This window comes from Humibacillus xanthopallidus, assembly GCF_006717145.1.
In the GTDB taxonomy this organism is placed as follows: Bacteria; Actinomycetota; Actinomycetes; order Actinomycetales; family Dermatophilaceae; genus Humibacillus; species Humibacillus xanthopallidus.
In genome coordinates, this window is the sequence record NZ_VFQF01000002.1 from 1,256,890 (window position 1) to 1,272,428 (window position 15,539).

Here is a 15,539-nt window from a genome sequence, read left to right on the forward strand (position 1 = left end):
CGTTGCGGAGTCAGGGACTCGGAGTCCAGCTCGCCACGGCCCCGGCCGCGGTGAGGGCGTCGAGCACGGCCTTGGCGATGATGGCGTGCCCCTTGGCGTTGGGGTGGTCGCCGTCGTCGAGCAGGGCCGAGGTGGGGTCGAGCGAGCCGTCGCCCTTGAGCGGGGTGTAGGCGTCGACGTAGATCGTCTGCAGGCTGCTCGCGACCCCGGCGATCGTCGTGTTGACCGCCCGGGTGAGGGCGTCGCTGCCGACGACGAAGGCGTTGCCCCGGGCCTGGCCCACGGCGCCGTCGACCGTCACGTTCCAGTAGCCGACGACGGCGATCTGCACCTGCCGGTTCCGGTCGACCGCACGGATGTCGGAGACGATGTGCGACAGCCCGGTTCGCAGGTCGCTCATCGTCGAGCTCCAGCAGGAAGAGGTGCTTGCGGGCAGGCACGACGGGTCGTCGACGAGGTCGAGGTCGAAGTCGTTGGCGCCCACCTCGATGACGACGAGGTCGGCGTTCGACAAATGCCGCGACGTCGACGGCGAGCTGAGGTCCTCCTCGACGTCGGCGGTCGTCCAGCCCCCGGTGGCGTCGTTGTGCACCGTGACCGGGCGACCGGTCTCGCCGTGGAGGGAGGCGCCGAGGCGCTCGACGTAGCCGGTGCAGTCGCACGAGCCGGCCGAGGGCACGGAGTCGCCGAGGGCCACGACGGTCAGCGGGTCGCCGGCCGCCGGCCCCGTGTGGGTGGGTGTGGGCGCCGTCGACGGGGGAGGCGCCGTGGACGGTGACGAGGTCCGCGCCGGCGTCGAGGTGCGCGGAACGGAGGCGGACGGCATACCGGAGGCGGGGGACGACGCGAGCGACCCGAGGTGGCCGCTGCCCAGGGCCCACGCCCCGAGCAGGAGCGCGACGACACCGGCCGCCACGGCGAGGAGGCGCCGCGGCGACCGGGTGCGGTCACCCATGGAAGCCGGGCATCGTCTGGGCGAGCCAGAGGAACGACGCCGGGACGAACGACTCCCACACCGAGTCGCGGTGGCCGCCGTGAGCCAGCACGGTCGCGGTCACGTCGAGGGGTGGCTTCGCGACGCTGAGGAACTTCGACGTCGTCGGGTAGGAGAGGCCGTCCTCGCGTGAGGTGAGGATCCACATCGCGAGCGCCGGGGGAGCGGTGTGCGCCATGTTGACGAGGTCGTAGCTGCCGAGGGTCGAGCTCGTCAGCGGGTCGTAGTGCGAGCCGAAGTCGGGCCGGAAGTAGCCCTGCATCCCGATCGACGCGCCGAAGACGTCGGGGTGGCGCATGGAGAGGGAGGCCGCGCACCAGGCGCCGTAGGAGTAGCCCCACGCCGCCCACGACGTGCGGACCCGCTGCACGTGGAAGTGCTTCGCCGTCCAGGCCGGGATGTCGTGGGAGAGCCAGGTGTCGGTCTGCGGCTGGCCCGGGCCACCGTTGACGCACTCCGTGTCGAGGCCCGCCGGGGTGTCGATGCGCGGGATGACGACGATCGAGGGGGCCATCTTGTGCTGCGCCGTGAGGCTGTCGATCGTCGAGAGCATGTTGAGGCGCACGAAGCCCATCGGGCCGCTGGGGAAGCCGTGCAGCCCGAGGATGACGGGGTAGGCGTGAGTCGACTTCGGGTTGTAGCCGACCGGCAGGTAGACGAGCACCTGCCCCTGCGAGTTGGCGTGCTGGTCGACGACGCCGTAGCTCTGCAGCCGGGCGCCGGGCTGCGGCAGGGGCGGCAGCGTGGCGGGCGTCGCCGGGAGGTGAGTGAGCCCGGTGCCCTGCACCTTCGCGACGACGACGTCGTGGCTCGTGCCGCCGTGGTGCGTCTGCACGGAGGCCGCGCGAGAGCCGAGCAGGTCGGCCCAGCTCGAGTAGAAGGCGTACTGGTCGTTGAGCGCTGCGCCGCAGAGCGCCACGACGAGGACGTTGAGGAGCAGCACCTGCACGCCTCGGGTGCCGGCGCGAACGTAGCGGTTGCCCCAGTGCGGCCAGCCGATGACGAGCAGGACGAAGACGACAAGGCCGAGCCCGCCGAGCAGCAGGATGAGGCTCGAGTCGGTCAGCTCCATGTGCCGGCCTCCGTCAGTTCGGTGCGGCCGGCGGCGGGGCGCACGAAGGGGAAGGTGAGGACCGACCGGATGGCCGTGTTGGTGAGCAGCATGATGAGACGGTCGATGCCGAGCCCGAGCCCGCCGCTCGGCGGCATCCCCAGCTCGAGGGCGAGGAGGAAGTCCTCGTCGACCTCCATCGCCTCCACGTCGCCTGCCGCTGCCTTGAGCGACTGCTCCGTGAGGCGCGCGCGCTGGTCGACGGGGTCGGTCAGCTCGCTGTATGCCGTGCCGATCTCGACCCCGGCGATGACGAGGTCCCAGCGCTCCACGAGCCCCGGCTGCGACCGGTGGGGGTGCGTGAGGGGAGAGGTCTCGACGGGGAAGTCGGTGTAGAACGTGGGGCGCATCGTCGCCGGCTCGACGAGCTCGCCGTAGAGCGCCTCGATGACGGCTCCGGCCCCCATCTCGGGCCGTAGCGCGACGTCGTGGGTCTGCGCGAGGCCGATGAGCAGGTCCATGTCGGTGTCGAGGTCGACCCTGCGACCCACGGCCTCGGAGACCGCCTCGAGCACCGGGATGACCGGCCACTCGCCGCTGATGTCGACGAGCTCGGCGCCCTGGGTGCCCGTCCGGGCGGTGTCGCGGGTGGGCAGCGGCATGACCTCGGCGCCGTGCACCTGCCAGGCGGCCTGCCTGACGATCCGCTCGGCGAGGAGGCGCATCGAGGTGTAGTCGCCGTGCGGCTGGTAGACCTCGAGCGAGGTGAACTCGGGGTTGTGGGTGGCGTCGGCGCCCTCGTTGCGGAAGTTGCGACCGAGCTCGAAGATCGGCCCCATCCCGGCGACGAGGAGTCGCTTGAGGTAGAGCTCGGGCGCGATGCGCAGCGAGAGGTCGAGGCCGTAGGCGTTGATGTAGGTGCGGAACGGCCGGGCGGTGGCGCCGCCGTGCACGGTGTGCAGCATCGGCGTCTCCACCTCGAGGTAGTCCTCGTCGCCCAGCAGGCGACGGATGGCCGACACGACCTCGGACCTCGTGCGCAGCAGGGCGATCTCGGACGGGTGCACGAGCAGGTCGGTCGAGCGCTGCCGTGCGCGCAGGGCCGGGTCGCGCAGCGCGCCGAAGGGGATCGGGTGGAGCGACTTCGCCTCCATCCGCCACGCCTGCACGAGCAGGCTCGGGGTGCCGGTGCGCGAGGCGCCCGTGACCGCCTCGACCCGGATGAGGTCGCCGGAGTCGACGGTGGCCGTGAAGGCGTCGAGCCGGGAGCGGGTCATGACTGCGGCGTCGAGGAGCAGCTGGACTGCGGCGGCACCGTCGACGAGGGTCGCGAAGACGACGGAGCCGTGGTCGCGGACGTCGCGCACCCGGCCGACGACGTCGAGGGCGGTCGGCTGCCGCCACGCCTCGGCCGGGATCGAGCCGATGGAGGTCGAGGGCTGACCGGCGCCGACCGGGTAGCCGTCGGAACCGTCGCGGCGCAGCCGCTCGAGGGTGCCGAGGCGGTGGCGGAACTGCTCGGAGCGGCGCGGCTCGAGCGACTGGGCATCGGCGCCGGCCTCGTCGATGCGGACGACCTCACGCACCTGGGCCGCGTCGAGCGAGCCCGACGTCGAGCGGCGGTGCGGCCACGGGATGAAGCCTTCGACGGCGCCCGCAGCGAGGACGACCTGGGGCAGGGCGACGGTGTCGTCGTGGCAGAGGAAGCGCGGTGACCACTGCGGTTCGTACTTCTGGGTGGCGCGGTGGAGCCGCTCGAGCTGCCAGAAGCGGTCGAAGAGCCCGAGCATCGAGGCGTTGAGGCGCGTCAGGGGCCGTGACCCGAGCCGGCTCGCGTCGTCGAAGACCCCGCGGAAGAGACAGAAGTTGAGCGACACCCGGGAGACCCCGAGGGAGTGGGCCCGGGCCATCAGCTCGCTCACCATGAGCTCGGTGACCCCGCTCGGTGCGTCGGGCGCCCGGCGCATGAGGTCGAGCGAGAGACCGTTCCGGCCCCACGGCACGAAGGAGAGCAGGCCCACGAGCTCACCGTCCCCGTCCCGCGCGGTGACGTGCAGGATGCGGCCGTCGGCGGGGTCGTCGCTGCGGCCGAGCGCCATCGAGAACCCGCGCTCCACCTCGCCGGCACGCCAGGCGTCCGCGTGCTGTGTCAGGCTGTGCAGCTCGGGCGCGGCGATGTCGTCCTGTCGTCGCACCTGGACGGTGAGGCCGGCCCGGGTCGCCCGCTTGACTGCGTGCCGCACGTCGGACATCGAGGTGCGGCGCAGGTCGTAGCGAGTGGGGTCGAGGATCGCCTCGTCACCCATGAGCAGCACCTGCATGCCGGCAGCCGCGTAGCTGCGGGCAGCGCGCTCGCTGGCGCCGATGGCGGCGGGCACCCAGCCGAACTCCCGGGCCTCGGCACGCCAGGCCGCGATGGCGCCGGCCCAGGCGTCGGGGTCGCCGATCGGGTCGGCGGAGGCCAGCGAGACGCCGCCGATGACGCGGTAGGTCACCGCCGCCCGGCCGTCCGCGGAGAAGACCGACGACTTGTCGCGCCGAGTCGCGAAGTAGCCGAGGGAGTCGGCAGCGCCATGGACCGAGAGCAGCCGGCGGAGCGACAGCTCGCGGTCGGGGGACCACCGGCTGCGCGGTCGGGCCGAGGCGACGAAGAGGAGCAGCGCTCCGAGGATCGTCAGCGTGGCGAGCACGGCGACGACGTCGATGACCCAGGGCGGGATGAGGCCGAGGGAGCGGCGGCTCACCCCGCCGAGGGCGGCCAGGACGGTGGCGACGACGGCGCGCACCTGTGATCGCGGGGCGCCGACGGCGCCGATGAGCAGCCAGGCAGCACCCACCGTGATGATGCTGCCCGCGGCGAGCACCGCGAGCGCGGGCCACCATGACCCACGCTGGAGCTTGCCGGTGAACTGCTCGCGCATGCGCCAGAGCCACCACAGGACGAGGACGGCGACGAGCGCCGCGGCGACGTCGAGGCCGCGGCCCAGTGAGCCCCGCGTCTCCCACATGGCGTCGATCTGCAGCTGGGAGCGGAACAGCTCGACGGAGCCGAGAGCGATCCCCAGGACCTGGAAGGCGGCGACGAGCCAGAGGCCGATTCGTTTGCGCCCCAGGAGGGCTCGCGTCGTGATGCCGAGGAGGACGACGGAGACCACCGTGGGAGCGACCGGGACGTTGAGCAGTCCGAAGAACTCCTCCACGACCGTGGGGTGCGGGCGGTGCCTCCCCGCCAAGGTGAGCACGAGAGCAACGACGGTGGCGACGGCATACGCTGCGGTGAGGATGCGGGCGGAGCGCTGCGAGCGCTGTGGCGCGTGCGCGACCCGGCGGGGACGAACCATGCTCTGACGATGGACCCGTTTTCTGGGAGTTTTCTGCGGGGCTGCTCGGAGGGCTCTGGACCTTCGCCGTGAGCCTCGCGGCGCCGCCTAGAAGTCGCCTGCGTCGCGGCGAAGGCGGGTCAGCACGTCGACGAGGGAGTCGACGTCCGAGCTCGAGAGGTCGGGCTGCTCGAACACCTCGGCGTTGAGCGCCTTCGTCGCCCGCTCGGCGAGCTCGCGGCCTGAGGGAGTGAGCGCGACGAGCATGGCGCGCCGGTCCTCGGGGTGCGTGGACCGGGTCACGAGCCCGGCGTCCTCGAGGCGGTCGACGGCGTTCGTCACGCTCGTGGGGTGCACCTGCAGGCGGCTGCCGATGACCTTCATCGGGAGCGAGCCCCGCTTGCTGAACCACAGCAGCATGAGGACCTCGTAGCGCGCGAACGTCACCCCGAGCGGCCGGAGCGTCGCCTCGACGCGGGCGAGCACGATCTGGTGGGCCCGCATGAGCGACGTCACGGCTGCCATGCCGTCGGCGGCGGAGTCCCAGCCCTGCTCCACCCACTGCTGCCGGGCGCGGGCGATGGGGTCGAAGCCGAGGCCCGGGCCGGCCGTGCTCCTCGTCTCGGCGCTCATGCCGTCATCGTAGTCACGCGACGCGTTGACGTCCATTAGTAGGAAGTCCTACTATTTTTCCATGTCCGACGCAGCGAAGCGCGATCACCACAGGCCGTCACACCACGTCCGGCTCGTCACGGCCAGCAGCCTCTTCGACGGCCACGACGCCTCGATCAACATCATGCGGCGCATCATGCAGTCGCAGGGCGCCGAGGTGATCCACCTCGGGCACAACCGCTCGGTCCAGGAGGTCGTCGACGCCGCGATCGAGGAGGACGTGCAGGGGGTGGCGGTCAGCTCCTACCAGGGCGGGCACGTCGAGTACTTCGAGTACCTCATGCAGCTGCTCAAGGAGAACGGCGCCGGGCACATCCGCGTCGTCGGCGGCGGTGGCGGCGTCATCGTCCCCGAGGAGATCTCGCGGCTGCGCGAGTCCGGCGTGACGATCTTCAGCCCCGAGGACGGCCAGCGCCTCGGCCTCGCCGGCATGATCAACACCGTCGTCGCTGACTGCGACTTCGACCTCTGGGAGACGGGTGCCCCGTCGCTCGAGGCCGTGCTGGCCGGTGACCGGGCGGCCGTGGCGCGCGCCGTCACCGGCGCGCAGGAGGGTCGCCTCGACGACGCGACCCTGACCGGCGTCCGCGAGGCCGCCGGCAGGCGCCGGGTGCCCGTGCTCGGCATCACCGGCACCGGCGGCTCCGGCAAGTCGAGCCTCACTGACGAGCTGATCCGCCGGCTTCGCCTCGACCAGCAGGACAAGCTGCGCGTGGCCGTCCTCGCCGTCGACCCGACCCGAAGCCGCGGTGGTGGCGCCCTGCTCGGTGACCGCATCCGCATGAGCTCGCTCGACGGCGACCGCGTCTTCTTCCGCAGCCTCGCCACCCGCGGCGGCTCGCAGGTGCCGACGCACCTGGGCGATGTCGTCGACGTCGTACGCGCAGCCGGTTTCGACCTCGTCATCCTCGAGACGCCCGGCATCGGCCAGGGCGACGCCGCCGTCGTCGACTTCGCCGACGTGTCGCTCTACGTCATGACCCCGGAGTTCGGCGCGAGCAGCCAGCTCGAGAAGATCGACATGCTCGACCGGGCCGATGTCGTGGCGATCAACAAGTTCGAGCGCCGCGGCGCCGAGGACGCGCTGCGCGACGTCGGCCGCCAGATGGTGCGCAACCGCGAGGCCTTCGGCAAGGGGCCCTCCGACATGCCCGTCTACGGCACGTCCGCCGCCACCTTCAACGACGACGGCGTCACCGCGCTCTACCAGGAGCTGCGAACGCTGTTGTCCGCCAAGGGGATGCCGATCGAGGAAGGCGTCCTTCCGGCGGTGACGACGAAGCAGTCGACGCGCATCGCGACCGTGGTGCCCGCCGCCCGCGTGCGCTACCTCGCGGAGATCAGCGACACCGTCCGTGGCTACCACGAGGCCACCGAGCGGTATGCCGCCGCGGCCAGTCGTGTGCAGCGCCTCGAGTCCGTGCGTGGCGAGCTCGCAGCCGCCGCTGCCGCCGACGACCTCGACAGCGCCGAGAGCGCGGTCGGCGCCGTGGAGGCCCTGCTCGACGACGCCCGCACCGACCTGCCCAGCGAGGTTGCCGACGCCCTCGCCTCGTGGCCCGCCGTCGTCGAGTCCTACTCCGGTGACGAGCAGGTCGTCAGCATCCGCGGCAAGGAGATCCGCAACGCCCTCACGCGAGAGTCCTTGTCGGGCAACAAGATCCCCCGGGTGTCCCTGCCTCGCTACCGCGACCACGGCGAGCTCGTCAGCTTCCTGCGCCGTGAGAACCTCCCCGGCTACTTCCCCTACACGGCTGGTGTCTTCCCGTTCAAGCGCGAGGGGGAGGACCCCGCCCGCATGTTCGCGGGTGAGGGCGACCCGTTCCGTACCAACCGCCGCTTCAAGCTCCTCTCCGAGGGCCAGCCGGCGACGCGCCTGTCGACCGCCTTCGACTCGGTGACCCTCTACGGCCGCGACCCCGACCCGCGGCCCGACGTCTACGGCAAGGTCGGCACCTCCGGCGTCTCCGTCGCCACGCTCGACGACATGAAGGTCCTCTACGGCGGCTTCGACCTCGTCAGCCCGACGACGTCGGTGTCGATGACGATCAACGGCCCCGCCCCGACGATCCTCGCCTTCTTCCTCAACACCGCGATCGACCAGCAGGTCGACGCGTTCACGGCGCGGGAGGGGCGCGCACCGAGCGATGCCGAGCGGGCTGAGCTCACGGCATACGCCCTCGCCAACGTGCGTGGCACGGTGCAGGCCGACATCCTCAAGGAGGACCAGGGCCAGAACACCTGCATCTTCAGCACCGAGTTCTCGCTCAAGATGATGGCCGACATCCAGGAGTGGTTCATCGAGCACCAGGTGCGCAACTTCTACTCGGTGTCGATCTCGGGCTACCACATCGCCGAGGCCGGGGCGAACCCCATCAGCCAGCTCGCCTTCACGCTCGCCAACGGCTTCACCTACGTCGAGAGCTACCTCGCGCGCGGCATGGCGGTCGACGACTTCGCGCCCAACCTGTCGTTCTTCTTCAGCAATGGCATGGACCCTGAGTACTCCGTGCTCGGCCGGGTCGCCCGCCGCATCTGGGCGGTCGCGATGAAGGAGCGCTACGGCGCCAACGACCGCTCCCAGAAGCTGAAGTACCACGTGCAGACCTCGGGTCGCTCGCTGCACGCGCAGGAGATGGACTTCAACGACATCCGCACGACCCTGCAGGCGCTCATCGCGATCTACGACAACGCGAACTCCTTGCACACCAACGCTTTCGACGAGGCCGTGACGACCCCGTCGGAGGAGTCGGTGCGTCGTGCCCTCGCGATCCAGCTCATCATCAACCGCGAGTGGGGCCTCGCGATGAACGAGAACCCGCTCCAGGGCTCGTTCGTCATCGACGAGCTCACCGACCTCGTCGAGGCAGCCGTGCTCAAGGAGTTCGACCGGATCACCGAGCGCGGCGGCGTGCTGGGCGCGATGGAGACGGGCTACCAGCGCGGCCGCATCCAGGACGAGTCGATGCTCTACGAGCACCGCAAGCACGATGGCAGCCTGCCGATCATCGGCGTCAACACCTTCCGCAACCCGCACGAGGGGGAGGTTCCGCGCAGCGTGGTGCTAGCCCGCGGCACCGAGGAGGAGAAGCAGGGCCAGCTCTCGCGGGTCCGCGCCTTCCGGGCGGAGCACGAGGTCGAGGCGGCGGCCGCCCTCGAGGAGCTCAAGGCGGTCGCGATCGAGGGTGGCAACGTCTTCGACGTCCTCATGCGGGCGGCGCGGGTGTGCTCGCTCCAGCAGGTCACCGAGGCCTTCTTCGAGGTCGGTGGCCAGTACCGTCGCAACGTCTGACCCCTCCCGTCGAGTGGCCACAAACGGCCGCTCGACCACCGTCGAGTGGCCACAAAGTGCCGCTCGACCACCGTCGAGTGGCCACTCTTGGCCGCCTCGTCACCGTCGAGTGGCCACTCTTGGCCGCCCCGCCACCGTCGAGAGGCCAAAGGATGTCGCGTTCCACCCCCGTCGACGACCTCGGGTATGCCGTCCCGCTGGCGACGTCGCCGACGCGCGTCGTGTCCTTGGTCCCGTCGATCACCGAAGCCCTGGCGACGACCAGCCCCTCAAGGCTCGTCGGGGCAACTGACTGGTGCACCCACCCGAGCGACCTCGCGGTGCAGCGGGTCCGGGGCACGAAGAACCCCGATCTCAAGGCCATCGCGGCACTCGAGCCCGATCTCGTCGTGGCGAACAAGGAGGAGAACCGCGAGCTGGACGTGCAGCGCTTGCGCGCGGACGGCATACCGGTCTGGGTGACGGACATCGAGACGGTGCCCGGCGCGCTCGACTCGCTGGAGCGGCTCTTCGTCGAGGCGCTCGAGGTTGCCGCACCCGCCTGGCTCGCCGCGGCTCGGGCGGAGTGGGGCGGTCCGGTGGCGGCGACGACCCTCGACGTGGCCGTCGCCATCTGGAGGGACCCGTGGATGGCCGTGGGCCGCGACACCTTCACCGGCGACCTCGTCTCGCGCCTGGGATGGCGCAACGTCTTCGACGGGCACGCCGACCGCTATCCCCACGTCGACCTCGCGGACCTCGACCGTGACGGGATCGTTGTCCTGCTGCCCGACGAGCCCTATGTCTTCACGGTCGACGACGGCCCGGAGGCGTTCTCGCGAGCCCGCACTGCCCTCGTGAGCGGGCGCCTGCTGACGTGGTACGGGCCGTCGCTCGTCGGCGCCCGTGTGGCCCTGACTCAGGCCGTCATGCGCTGACCCGACACGAAGTGGCCGCTCGAGGTGCGAGGGGCGGCCAGGATTGGCCACTCGAAGGGGGAGACGCGACCAGGATTGGCCACTCGACGGGGGAGTGCTCAGTCGTCGGGAATTGCGAGGCCGGCGAGCATGAGGCGGCGGGCGAGGTCGATGCCGACCATGTCGGCGCGCAGCACTCCGCCGTCGACGAGCGCGACGATGGTGCCGACGTCTCGGGGCTCGACGTCGAAGTCCGGGAGGCGGCTCGTCAGCACCGCGTGCCCGTCGCCGCTCGGCACGAGCCGGGCGTCGACGTGCGGCCGCAGCCGCAGGCATGCCGCGCCCGTCAGTGCCTCGGCGGCGGCGACCTGGGCGAGCGGGCCGATCGGAGAAGGTCGTTGGGCGGAGCGCACCTTCGTCTCGAGAGCGTCGGTCACCGCGTCGGGCTCGACCTCGTGCAGGGCGCGGATGAGCGCCTCCCGCACGAGCTCGATGTCGGTGGCGAGGGCTCCGTGGCCGAAGCCCTCGGGGGACGGGACGAGCGAGGCGCGCACCTGTTCGTCGCGGCTGACCGCAGCGATCGCCGAGGCCATGAGGGCGTCGGCGAGGTGGCGGCGGGTCCACACGTGGATGCCGAGGGTCAGGTGCGTGCTGACACCGCCCAACGCGGTGGCGGAGTGCACCCACCCGCGGGGGAGGTAGAGCACGTCGCCGGGGCGGAGGGTGAGCTCGAGGGCCGGCTCGGCGGTGCTGGCCTGCGCCACCTCGGCGCGGCGGTCGGTCCACGGCTCGTCACGAAGCGGGGCGGGGTGCACCGGCGGCCTGAGGCGCCAACGCTTCTCGCCGCCCACCTGCAGGACGAAGACGTCGTGGACGTCGTAGTGGTCGCTGAAGCCCGTGCTCTGGCGCGGCGTCACGTAGGCGTTGGCCTGCACCGGGTGGCCGAGCTCGTCCGCGAGCTGCTGGGTGAAGTCGACGAGCGGGCCCCACGTGCGATGCAGGCCCTGCAGGACGATCGTCGCGCCGCCGGCGAAGAGGCGCAGCAGCTTGTCGTCGCTCACCTGGTCGGGCACCGTCGCCCCCACCCCACCGCCTTGGGTGAACTCGCGGTCGCCGAGGGTCTGGCCGTCGCGGGCGACGCGCAGGAAGGGCGCTCGCAGGCCCCGACGCGAGACGAGCTCGTCGACCGCGCTCTCACCGAAGAGATCGGTGAGGCCTCCGGGCAGGTCGGCCGCGCGCGTGACGAGGGGGGAGCGGGCCCAGGTCTGCGCCGCGAACTCCGCGGCGTCGACGGGCACGAGGCGCTGGAGCGCCGAGCGCCCACGCTGGTGCGTGGGCGCTCGGCTCGTCATGCCAGCGGTCATCAGATCGCGTTGGTCGGGTCCGTCCCCGCCCCACCGTCCGCGCCACCGTCGTGCGACGAGGTGTCGGCTCCGCCGTCGGCGGGCCCCTCAGTGTCGGCGCCGCCATCGGCGCCACCGTCGTGCGAGGAGGTGTCGGCTCCGCCGTCGGCGGGCCCCTCCGTGTCGGCGCCGCCATCGGCGCCACCGTCGTGCGACGACGTGTCGGCTCCGCCGTCAGCAGGGCCTTCGGTCGTCGGGTCATCGCTCACGGGGTCCAGCGGGCTGTCGCTCATGGCATCTCCTCCACAGGGTTCGGCGCGGCGCCGGACGACGCCGTCGAGCGTCACCTACCCGCTCGGGGCGCCACTGGCACACCTCGCTCCGGCGTGTTGTCATCGGTGTCATGGCGATCACGAAGGGCGACACCGTCCACTGGAACACCTCGCAGGGCCGCACCACCGGCACGGTGGTCGAGAAGCGCGTCTCGGAGTTCACCTTCGAGGGGCAGACGTTCAACGCCTCCACGGACGAGCCCTACTGGATCGTCGAGTCGAGCAAGACGGGTGCCAGGGCGGCGCACAAGGAGTCGACGCTCGACGCGAGCTGACGCCGACTGGCGCGGGCTGACGCCCACTGGCGCGGGCTGGCACGAAGTCAACCCCACCCCGTCAGGTCAGGTGGTCGAAGTCTCCTCGCGTCCACGCCGCGTGCCGGTCGGCTGAGCGCCGCAGCACGCCCTTGGCATCCGACGGCACCACGGCGCCGAAGTTGTTGTAGAGCCGGTCGAAGTGCAGTCCCTCCAGCTGACCGGCGATCCGCTGGACCACGTTGCCGGACAAGGGGATCCGGTTGGGATAGCTGCGCAGGAAGCTCACGGACCGGCGGTCGGGGTTGGGGAAGACCGCGTCGGCGGCGAGCAGGACACCGGCCCCCGCCGCCCCGGCTGCCCACTCGACGACGGCCTGGCCGCGGAAGTGCCCGCCGACCCGGTGCAGCGTGAGACCGGGCGCGACCTCGCGCCGCTCGTCGTAGTGCTCGACGAGCGGGCTGGGCCGTCTCACCCACTCCCGGTCGCGATCGGCGACGAGCACCGGCACGTCACCGAGGGCATGCGCCCACTCCGTCTGGACCCCGTACATGTGCGGGTGGCTGGCGGCCACGGCCAGCGTCGGCCCGAGCGAGCGCACGAGCTCGAGCGCCTCGTCGTCGACGTAGCCGATGCAGTCGAAGAGCAGGGTGCCTTCGGGCGTGCGCACGACCATCGTCTGCTGACCGATGCCGACCGCGGGCTCTGCGCGCAGTCCCCACAGGTCGGGCTCCACCTCCGTCGCGACGATGCGGGTGCCGCGCTCTCGCAGCTCGGCGAGGCTGGTCCAGGCCTGACCGTCGGCCGGGACCCACTGGCGCTCGTCCTCGCAGACGAGGCACGCGTCGGGCGGCTGGGGCAGGTCGGCGGTCTCGACGGCGCACGTCTCGCAGATCCAGATCACGCCACCACTGTGGCCGCTCGCACCCGGTCTGCACCACCCCGCCAGCGCGTGGGTGCGGGAGGATGCAGGGGTGATCCTCCACCTGCGTGCCGCCGTCGAGCAGCTGTATGCCGCGATGCCGGGTGAGTTCACGACGCTGCGCACCCAGCTCGCCAAGCAGGCACGCGACGCCGGCGACGCAGCGCTCGCGAAGGAGATCACCGCCCTGCGCAAGCCGACCGCGGCGGCGTGGGCCCTCAACCACTTCGTGCGTGAGCACGGCGAGGAGCTCGCCGACTTCAGGGGCTTCGCGGAGCTGCTCCGTGAGGCCCAGCGCTCCCTCGACGCCGACCAGCTGCGGGTGCTCGGCCGCGAGCGGGCGAAGCGGGTCGATGCCGTCGCCGAGCGCGTCGCCGCCGAGGCGGCCGCCGCGGGCCAGCGGCTCGGCGCGGGTGTTGCCCAGGAGGTGCGCGACACCCTCACCGCTCTCGTGGCCGACGAGAGCGCCGAGGCCTCGATCCTCACCGGCGCCCTCGTGCGCGCCCTGTCCTACTCCGGCTTCGGCTCCGTCGACATCGACGACGTCGTGGCCGTCGACGCAGGGCTCGACGGGGGGCTCGTCGGAGGGCTTGTCGGGGGCGCCGCAGCGACGCGACCCGCTCTCGAGGTGCTGCAGGGCGGAGGTGAGGGCGGCCAGGCAGCTGCCGCAGTCGACCTCGAGGAGCGGCGTCGAGCGCGTCGAGCGGCGGAGCGCGCCCGACTCACGACCGAGCTCGAGCAGGCCCGCGCCGAGCTGCGCACCGCAGACCGTCAGGTCGCCGTGCTGACCGCCCGCCAGGAGGAGGTCGTCGAGGGCATCGCCGACCTCGAGCGACGTCTGGCGACGGCACGTGCCCGCCTCGAGAAGGTCACGGCAGAGCTCGACGAGGCGAGCGGCATACGTGATCGGGCCGAGCGACGTGAGGCTGACGCCACCACGGCGCTCGCCGAGGATGAATCGCCTTGAGGCTCAGACGCCTTCGGTGGATGCCGGCTGAGGGCTGTCCCCGCCGGTGGCCGGTGCAGGGCTGTCGGCATCGCTCGACGCAGGCTTCTTGAGCAGCTGCCTCTTCTGCTTCTTGGCGCCGTCCTTCGCCGCCTGCAGGGCTGCGAGCTCGGGCACGAGGTCGTACTTGCGCGAGTAGATGCCGAAGAGGGCCAGCATGAGCGCCGCGACGGGCACGGCGACGAACGCCCCCGCCACACCGAAGAGCGCCGCTCCGAACATCACGGCCGCGAAGGACACGGCCGGGTGCACGTCGACCGCCTCGGCCGAGATCTTGGGCTCGATCGTGACGTTCTCGATCTGCTGGTAGACGAGGGCGAAGGCGAGCAGCGCCAGCCCCTGCCACGGCTCCGGCCCCACGAGCCCGACGAAGACGGGCAGCGCGATCGCGATGTAGGTGCCGATCGTCGGCACGAACTGCGCCACGAGCCCGGTCCAGATGCCGAGGGCGAGCCAGTAGGGCATGCCGATGATGAGCATGAAGAGGCTCGAGAGGCCACCGCAGATCGCGGCCAGCACGAGGCGAGCCGAGACGTAGCCGCCTGTCTTGATGACGGCGAGGTCCCAGGCGACGATGAAGACCTCCTGCTGCTTCGGGGGCACGAGCCGAGCCACCCACATGCGCAGCCGTGCGTTGTCGGCCGAGAAGTAGAAGGTGAAGAAGAAGAACGTGATCGACGAGAAGAACGCGCCGAGCACGGCCCCGACGACGCCGATGAGCCCACCCGCCAGGTCGCCGGCCAGGCTCGCGAGCCCGGCGGTCCCGCCGGTGAACTGGTCGAGGATCGACTGCACCGACAGCGATGCCCCGAAGGTCGCGTTGGCCCAGTCCACGGCCCTCGCGATGATGTCGGGCACCGAGCGCACGAAGGTCGCGAGCTGCTCGCCGAGGAGGCGTCCGAAGGCGAGCATGAAGACGATGACGAAGAGCAGGACGCCGAGCATGACGAGGATCGTCGCGACGCCCCGTCGCATGCGGTGGCTGAGGCGGGCCACCGCGGGCTCCATGGCGATGGCGGCGAGCATCGACATGATGAGGGTGAAGATGACGCTCCCACCGTCGTCGACGACCCACTTGGCGAGCGCGGCCAGCGCCACGACCCCGGCGAGCACCCAGCCGGTCCGCCAGACGTTGCGCCGGTCGAAGCGCACGACGATGTCGGCGCCCGGCGTCGGCGACAGCGGAGGCTCCGTGGAGGGACCGGTCATGAGCCGATCCTCTCAGCCCACCCACCTCAGGACGGGGAGATCCGGCCGGTCTGCCGATTTCGTTTCTGTCGCGACGACCGTGTAGTCTCACCGTCGCAGAACAGGTCAGCCGTGGCTCCTCACAGGGGTCGCATCGCGTTGGCCGTGCCCCAATAGCTCAGTCGGCAGAGCGTTTCCATGGTAAGGAAAAGGTCTAGGGTTCGATTCCCTATTGGGGCTCTGGTCGGTCACCCGATCGGTTCGTCGCA

12 protein-coding genes and 1 tRNA gene are annotated in these 15,539 nt (G+C 71.5%); 5 read left to right on the plus strand and 8 right to left on the minus strand.

Going from position 1 to position 15,539, the window contains the following annotated elements; translation table 11 throughout:
* Positions 1 to 10: 10 nt before the first annotated feature.
* The 4 genes from FHX52_RS16455 to FHX52_RS16470 form a co-directional block, all read right to left on the minus strand.
* Complete coding sequence (locus FHX52_RS16455) at positions 11 to 955, minus strand: SGNH/GDSL hydrolase family protein (RefSeq protein WP_141823386.1); 945 nt, start codon at positions 953 to 955, stop codon at positions 11 to 13.
* Positions 948 to 2,066: an alpha/beta hydrolase gene (locus tag FHX52_RS16460; RefSeq protein WP_141823387.1), complete on the minus strand. Its 1,119-nt coding sequence runs from the start codon at positions 2,064 to 2,066 to the stop codon at positions 948 to 950. Before FHX52_RS16460 ends, FHX52_RS16455 begins: the two co-directional genes overlap by 8 nt.
* Positions 2,057 to 5,386, minus strand: a complete 3,330-nt coding sequence (gene lysX, locus FHX52_RS16465) for a bifunctional lysylphosphatidylglycerol synthetase/lysine--tRNA ligase LysX (protein WP_141823388.1) — start codon at positions 5,384 to 5,386, stop codon at positions 2,057 to 2,059. Before lysX ends, FHX52_RS16460 begins: the two co-directional genes overlap by 10 nt.
* An 87-nt stretch (positions 5,387 to 5,473) precedes the next feature.
* Positions 5,474 to 5,998 (minus strand): MarR family winged helix-turn-helix transcriptional regulator, encoded by a 525-nt coding sequence (locus FHX52_RS16470; RefSeq protein ID WP_246070057.1) that lies wholly within the window; start codon positions 5,996 to 5,998, stop codon positions 5,474 to 5,476.
* A gap of 61 nt (positions 5,999 to 6,059) precedes the next feature.
* Between FHX52_RS16470 and icmF the strand changes: the two genes are divergently transcribed.
* Positions 6,060 to 9,329, plus strand: coding sequence for a fused isobutyryl-CoA mutase/GTPase IcmF (gene icmF, locus FHX52_RS16475; RefSeq protein WP_141823390.1), 3,270 nt, complete (start codon positions 6,060 to 6,062; stop codon positions 9,327 to 9,329).
* A gap of 152 nt (positions 9,330 to 9,481) precedes the next feature.
* Positions 9,482 to 10,246, plus strand: coding sequence for a helical backbone metal receptor (locus FHX52_RS16480; RefSeq protein ID WP_141823391.1), 765 nt, complete (start codon positions 9,482 to 9,484; stop codon positions 10,244 to 10,246).
* Positions 10,247 to 10,344: 98 nt separating this feature from the next.
* Here the strand turns inward: FHX52_RS16480 and FHX52_RS16485 are convergent, their stop codons facing one another.
* Both FHX52_RS16485 and FHX52_RS16490 read right to left on the minus strand, forming a co-directional pair.
* Positions 10,345 to 11,589 carry a cupin domain-containing protein gene (locus tag FHX52_RS16485; RefSeq protein WP_141823392.1) on the minus strand — a complete coding sequence of 415 codons (1,245 nt, stop codon included), beginning with the start codon at positions 11,587 to 11,589 and terminating at the stop codon, positions 10,345 to 10,347.
* Entirely contained in the window at positions 11,589 to 11,861 is a 273-nt protein-coding gene (locus tag FHX52_RS16490; protein WP_141823393.1) for a BatC protein, read from the minus strand. Before FHX52_RS16490 ends, FHX52_RS16485 begins: the two co-directional genes overlap by 1 nt.
* 110 nt (positions 11,862 to 11,971) lie before the next feature.
* On the opposite strand from FHX52_RS16490, the gene FHX52_RS16495 reads away from it, so the two are divergent.
* Positions 11,972 to 12,175, plus strand: a complete 204-nt coding sequence (locus FHX52_RS16495; protein ID WP_141823394.1) for a hypervirulence associated TUDOR domain-containing protein — start codon at positions 11,972 to 11,974, stop codon at positions 12,173 to 12,175.
* A 61-nt stretch (positions 12,176 to 12,236) separates the two neighbouring features.
* On the opposite strand, the gene FHX52_RS16500 is transcribed toward FHX52_RS16495, so the two are convergent.
* On the minus strand, positions 12,237 to 13,058 hold the full coding sequence (locus tag FHX52_RS16500) for an MBL fold metallo-hydrolase (protein ID WP_141823395.1): 822 nt from the start codon (positions 13,056 to 13,058) through the stop codon (positions 12,237 to 12,239).
* Positions 13,059 to 13,128: 70 nt separating this feature from the next.
* Here FHX52_RS16500 and FHX52_RS16505 point away from each other — a divergent pair, with 70 nt between their 5' ends.
* Positions 13,129 to 14,043: a hypothetical protein gene (locus FHX52_RS16505; protein ID WP_246070062.1), complete on the plus strand. Its 915-nt coding sequence runs from the start codon at positions 13,129 to 13,131 to the stop codon at positions 14,041 to 14,043.
* A gap of 3 nt (positions 14,044 to 14,046) precedes the next feature.
* Here the strand turns inward: FHX52_RS16505 and FHX52_RS16510 are convergent, their stop codons facing one another.
* The gene (locus FHX52_RS16510; RefSeq protein WP_141823396.1) at positions 14,047 to 15,291 is read right to left on the minus strand and encodes an AI-2E family transporter; all 1,245 of its coding nucleotides are present in this window, start codon (positions 15,289 to 15,291) and stop codon (positions 14,047 to 14,049) included.
* A 146-nt stretch (positions 15,292 to 15,437) separates the two neighbouring features.
* On the opposite strand from FHX52_RS16510, the gene FHX52_RS16515 reads away from it, so the two are divergent.
* Positions 15,438 to 15,510, plus strand: a tRNA-Thr gene (locus tag FHX52_RS16515).
* Positions 15,511 to 15,539: the final 29 nt, after the last annotated feature.

Excerpts from the sequence above, each read along its gene's own strand:
- FHX52_RS16455 (WP_141823386.1), bottom strand. The coding sequence starts at position 955 with ATGGGTGACCGCACCCGGTCGCCGCGGCGCCTCCTCGCCGTGGCGGCC.
- FHX52_RS16460 (WP_141823387.1), bottom strand. The coding sequence starts at position 2,066 with ATGGAGCTGACCGACTCGAGCCTCATCCTGCTGCTCGGCGGGCTCGGC.
- lysX (WP_141823388.1), bottom strand. The coding sequence starts at position 5,386 with ATGGTTCGTCCCCGCCGGGTCGCGCACGCGCCACAGCGCTCGCAGCGC.
- FHX52_RS16470 (WP_246070057.1), bottom strand. The coding sequence starts at position 5,998 with ATGAGCGCCGAGACGAGGAGCACGGCCGGCCCGGGCCTCGGCTTCGAC.
- icmF (WP_141823390.1), top strand. The coding sequence starts at position 6,060 with ATGTCCGACGCAGCGAAGCGCGATCACCACAGGCCGTCACACCACGTC.
- FHX52_RS16480 (WP_141823391.1), top strand. The coding sequence starts at position 9,482 with ATGTCGCGTTCCACCCCCGTCGACGACCTCGGGTATGCCGTCCCGCTG.
- FHX52_RS16485 (WP_141823392.1), bottom strand. The coding sequence starts at position 11,589 with ATGACCGCTGGCATGACGAGCCGAGCGCCCACGCACCAGCGTGGGCGC.
- FHX52_RS16490 (WP_141823393.1), bottom strand. The coding sequence starts at position 11,861 with ATGAGCGACAGCCCGCTGGACCCCGTGAGCGATGACCCGACGACCGAA.
- FHX52_RS16495 (WP_141823394.1), top strand. The coding sequence starts at position 11,972 with ATGGCGATCACGAAGGGCGACACCGTCCACTGGAACACCTCGCAGGGC.
- FHX52_RS16510 (WP_141823396.1), bottom strand. The coding sequence starts at position 15,291 with ATGACCGGTCCCTCCACGGAGCCTCCGCTGTCGCCGACGCCGGGCGCC.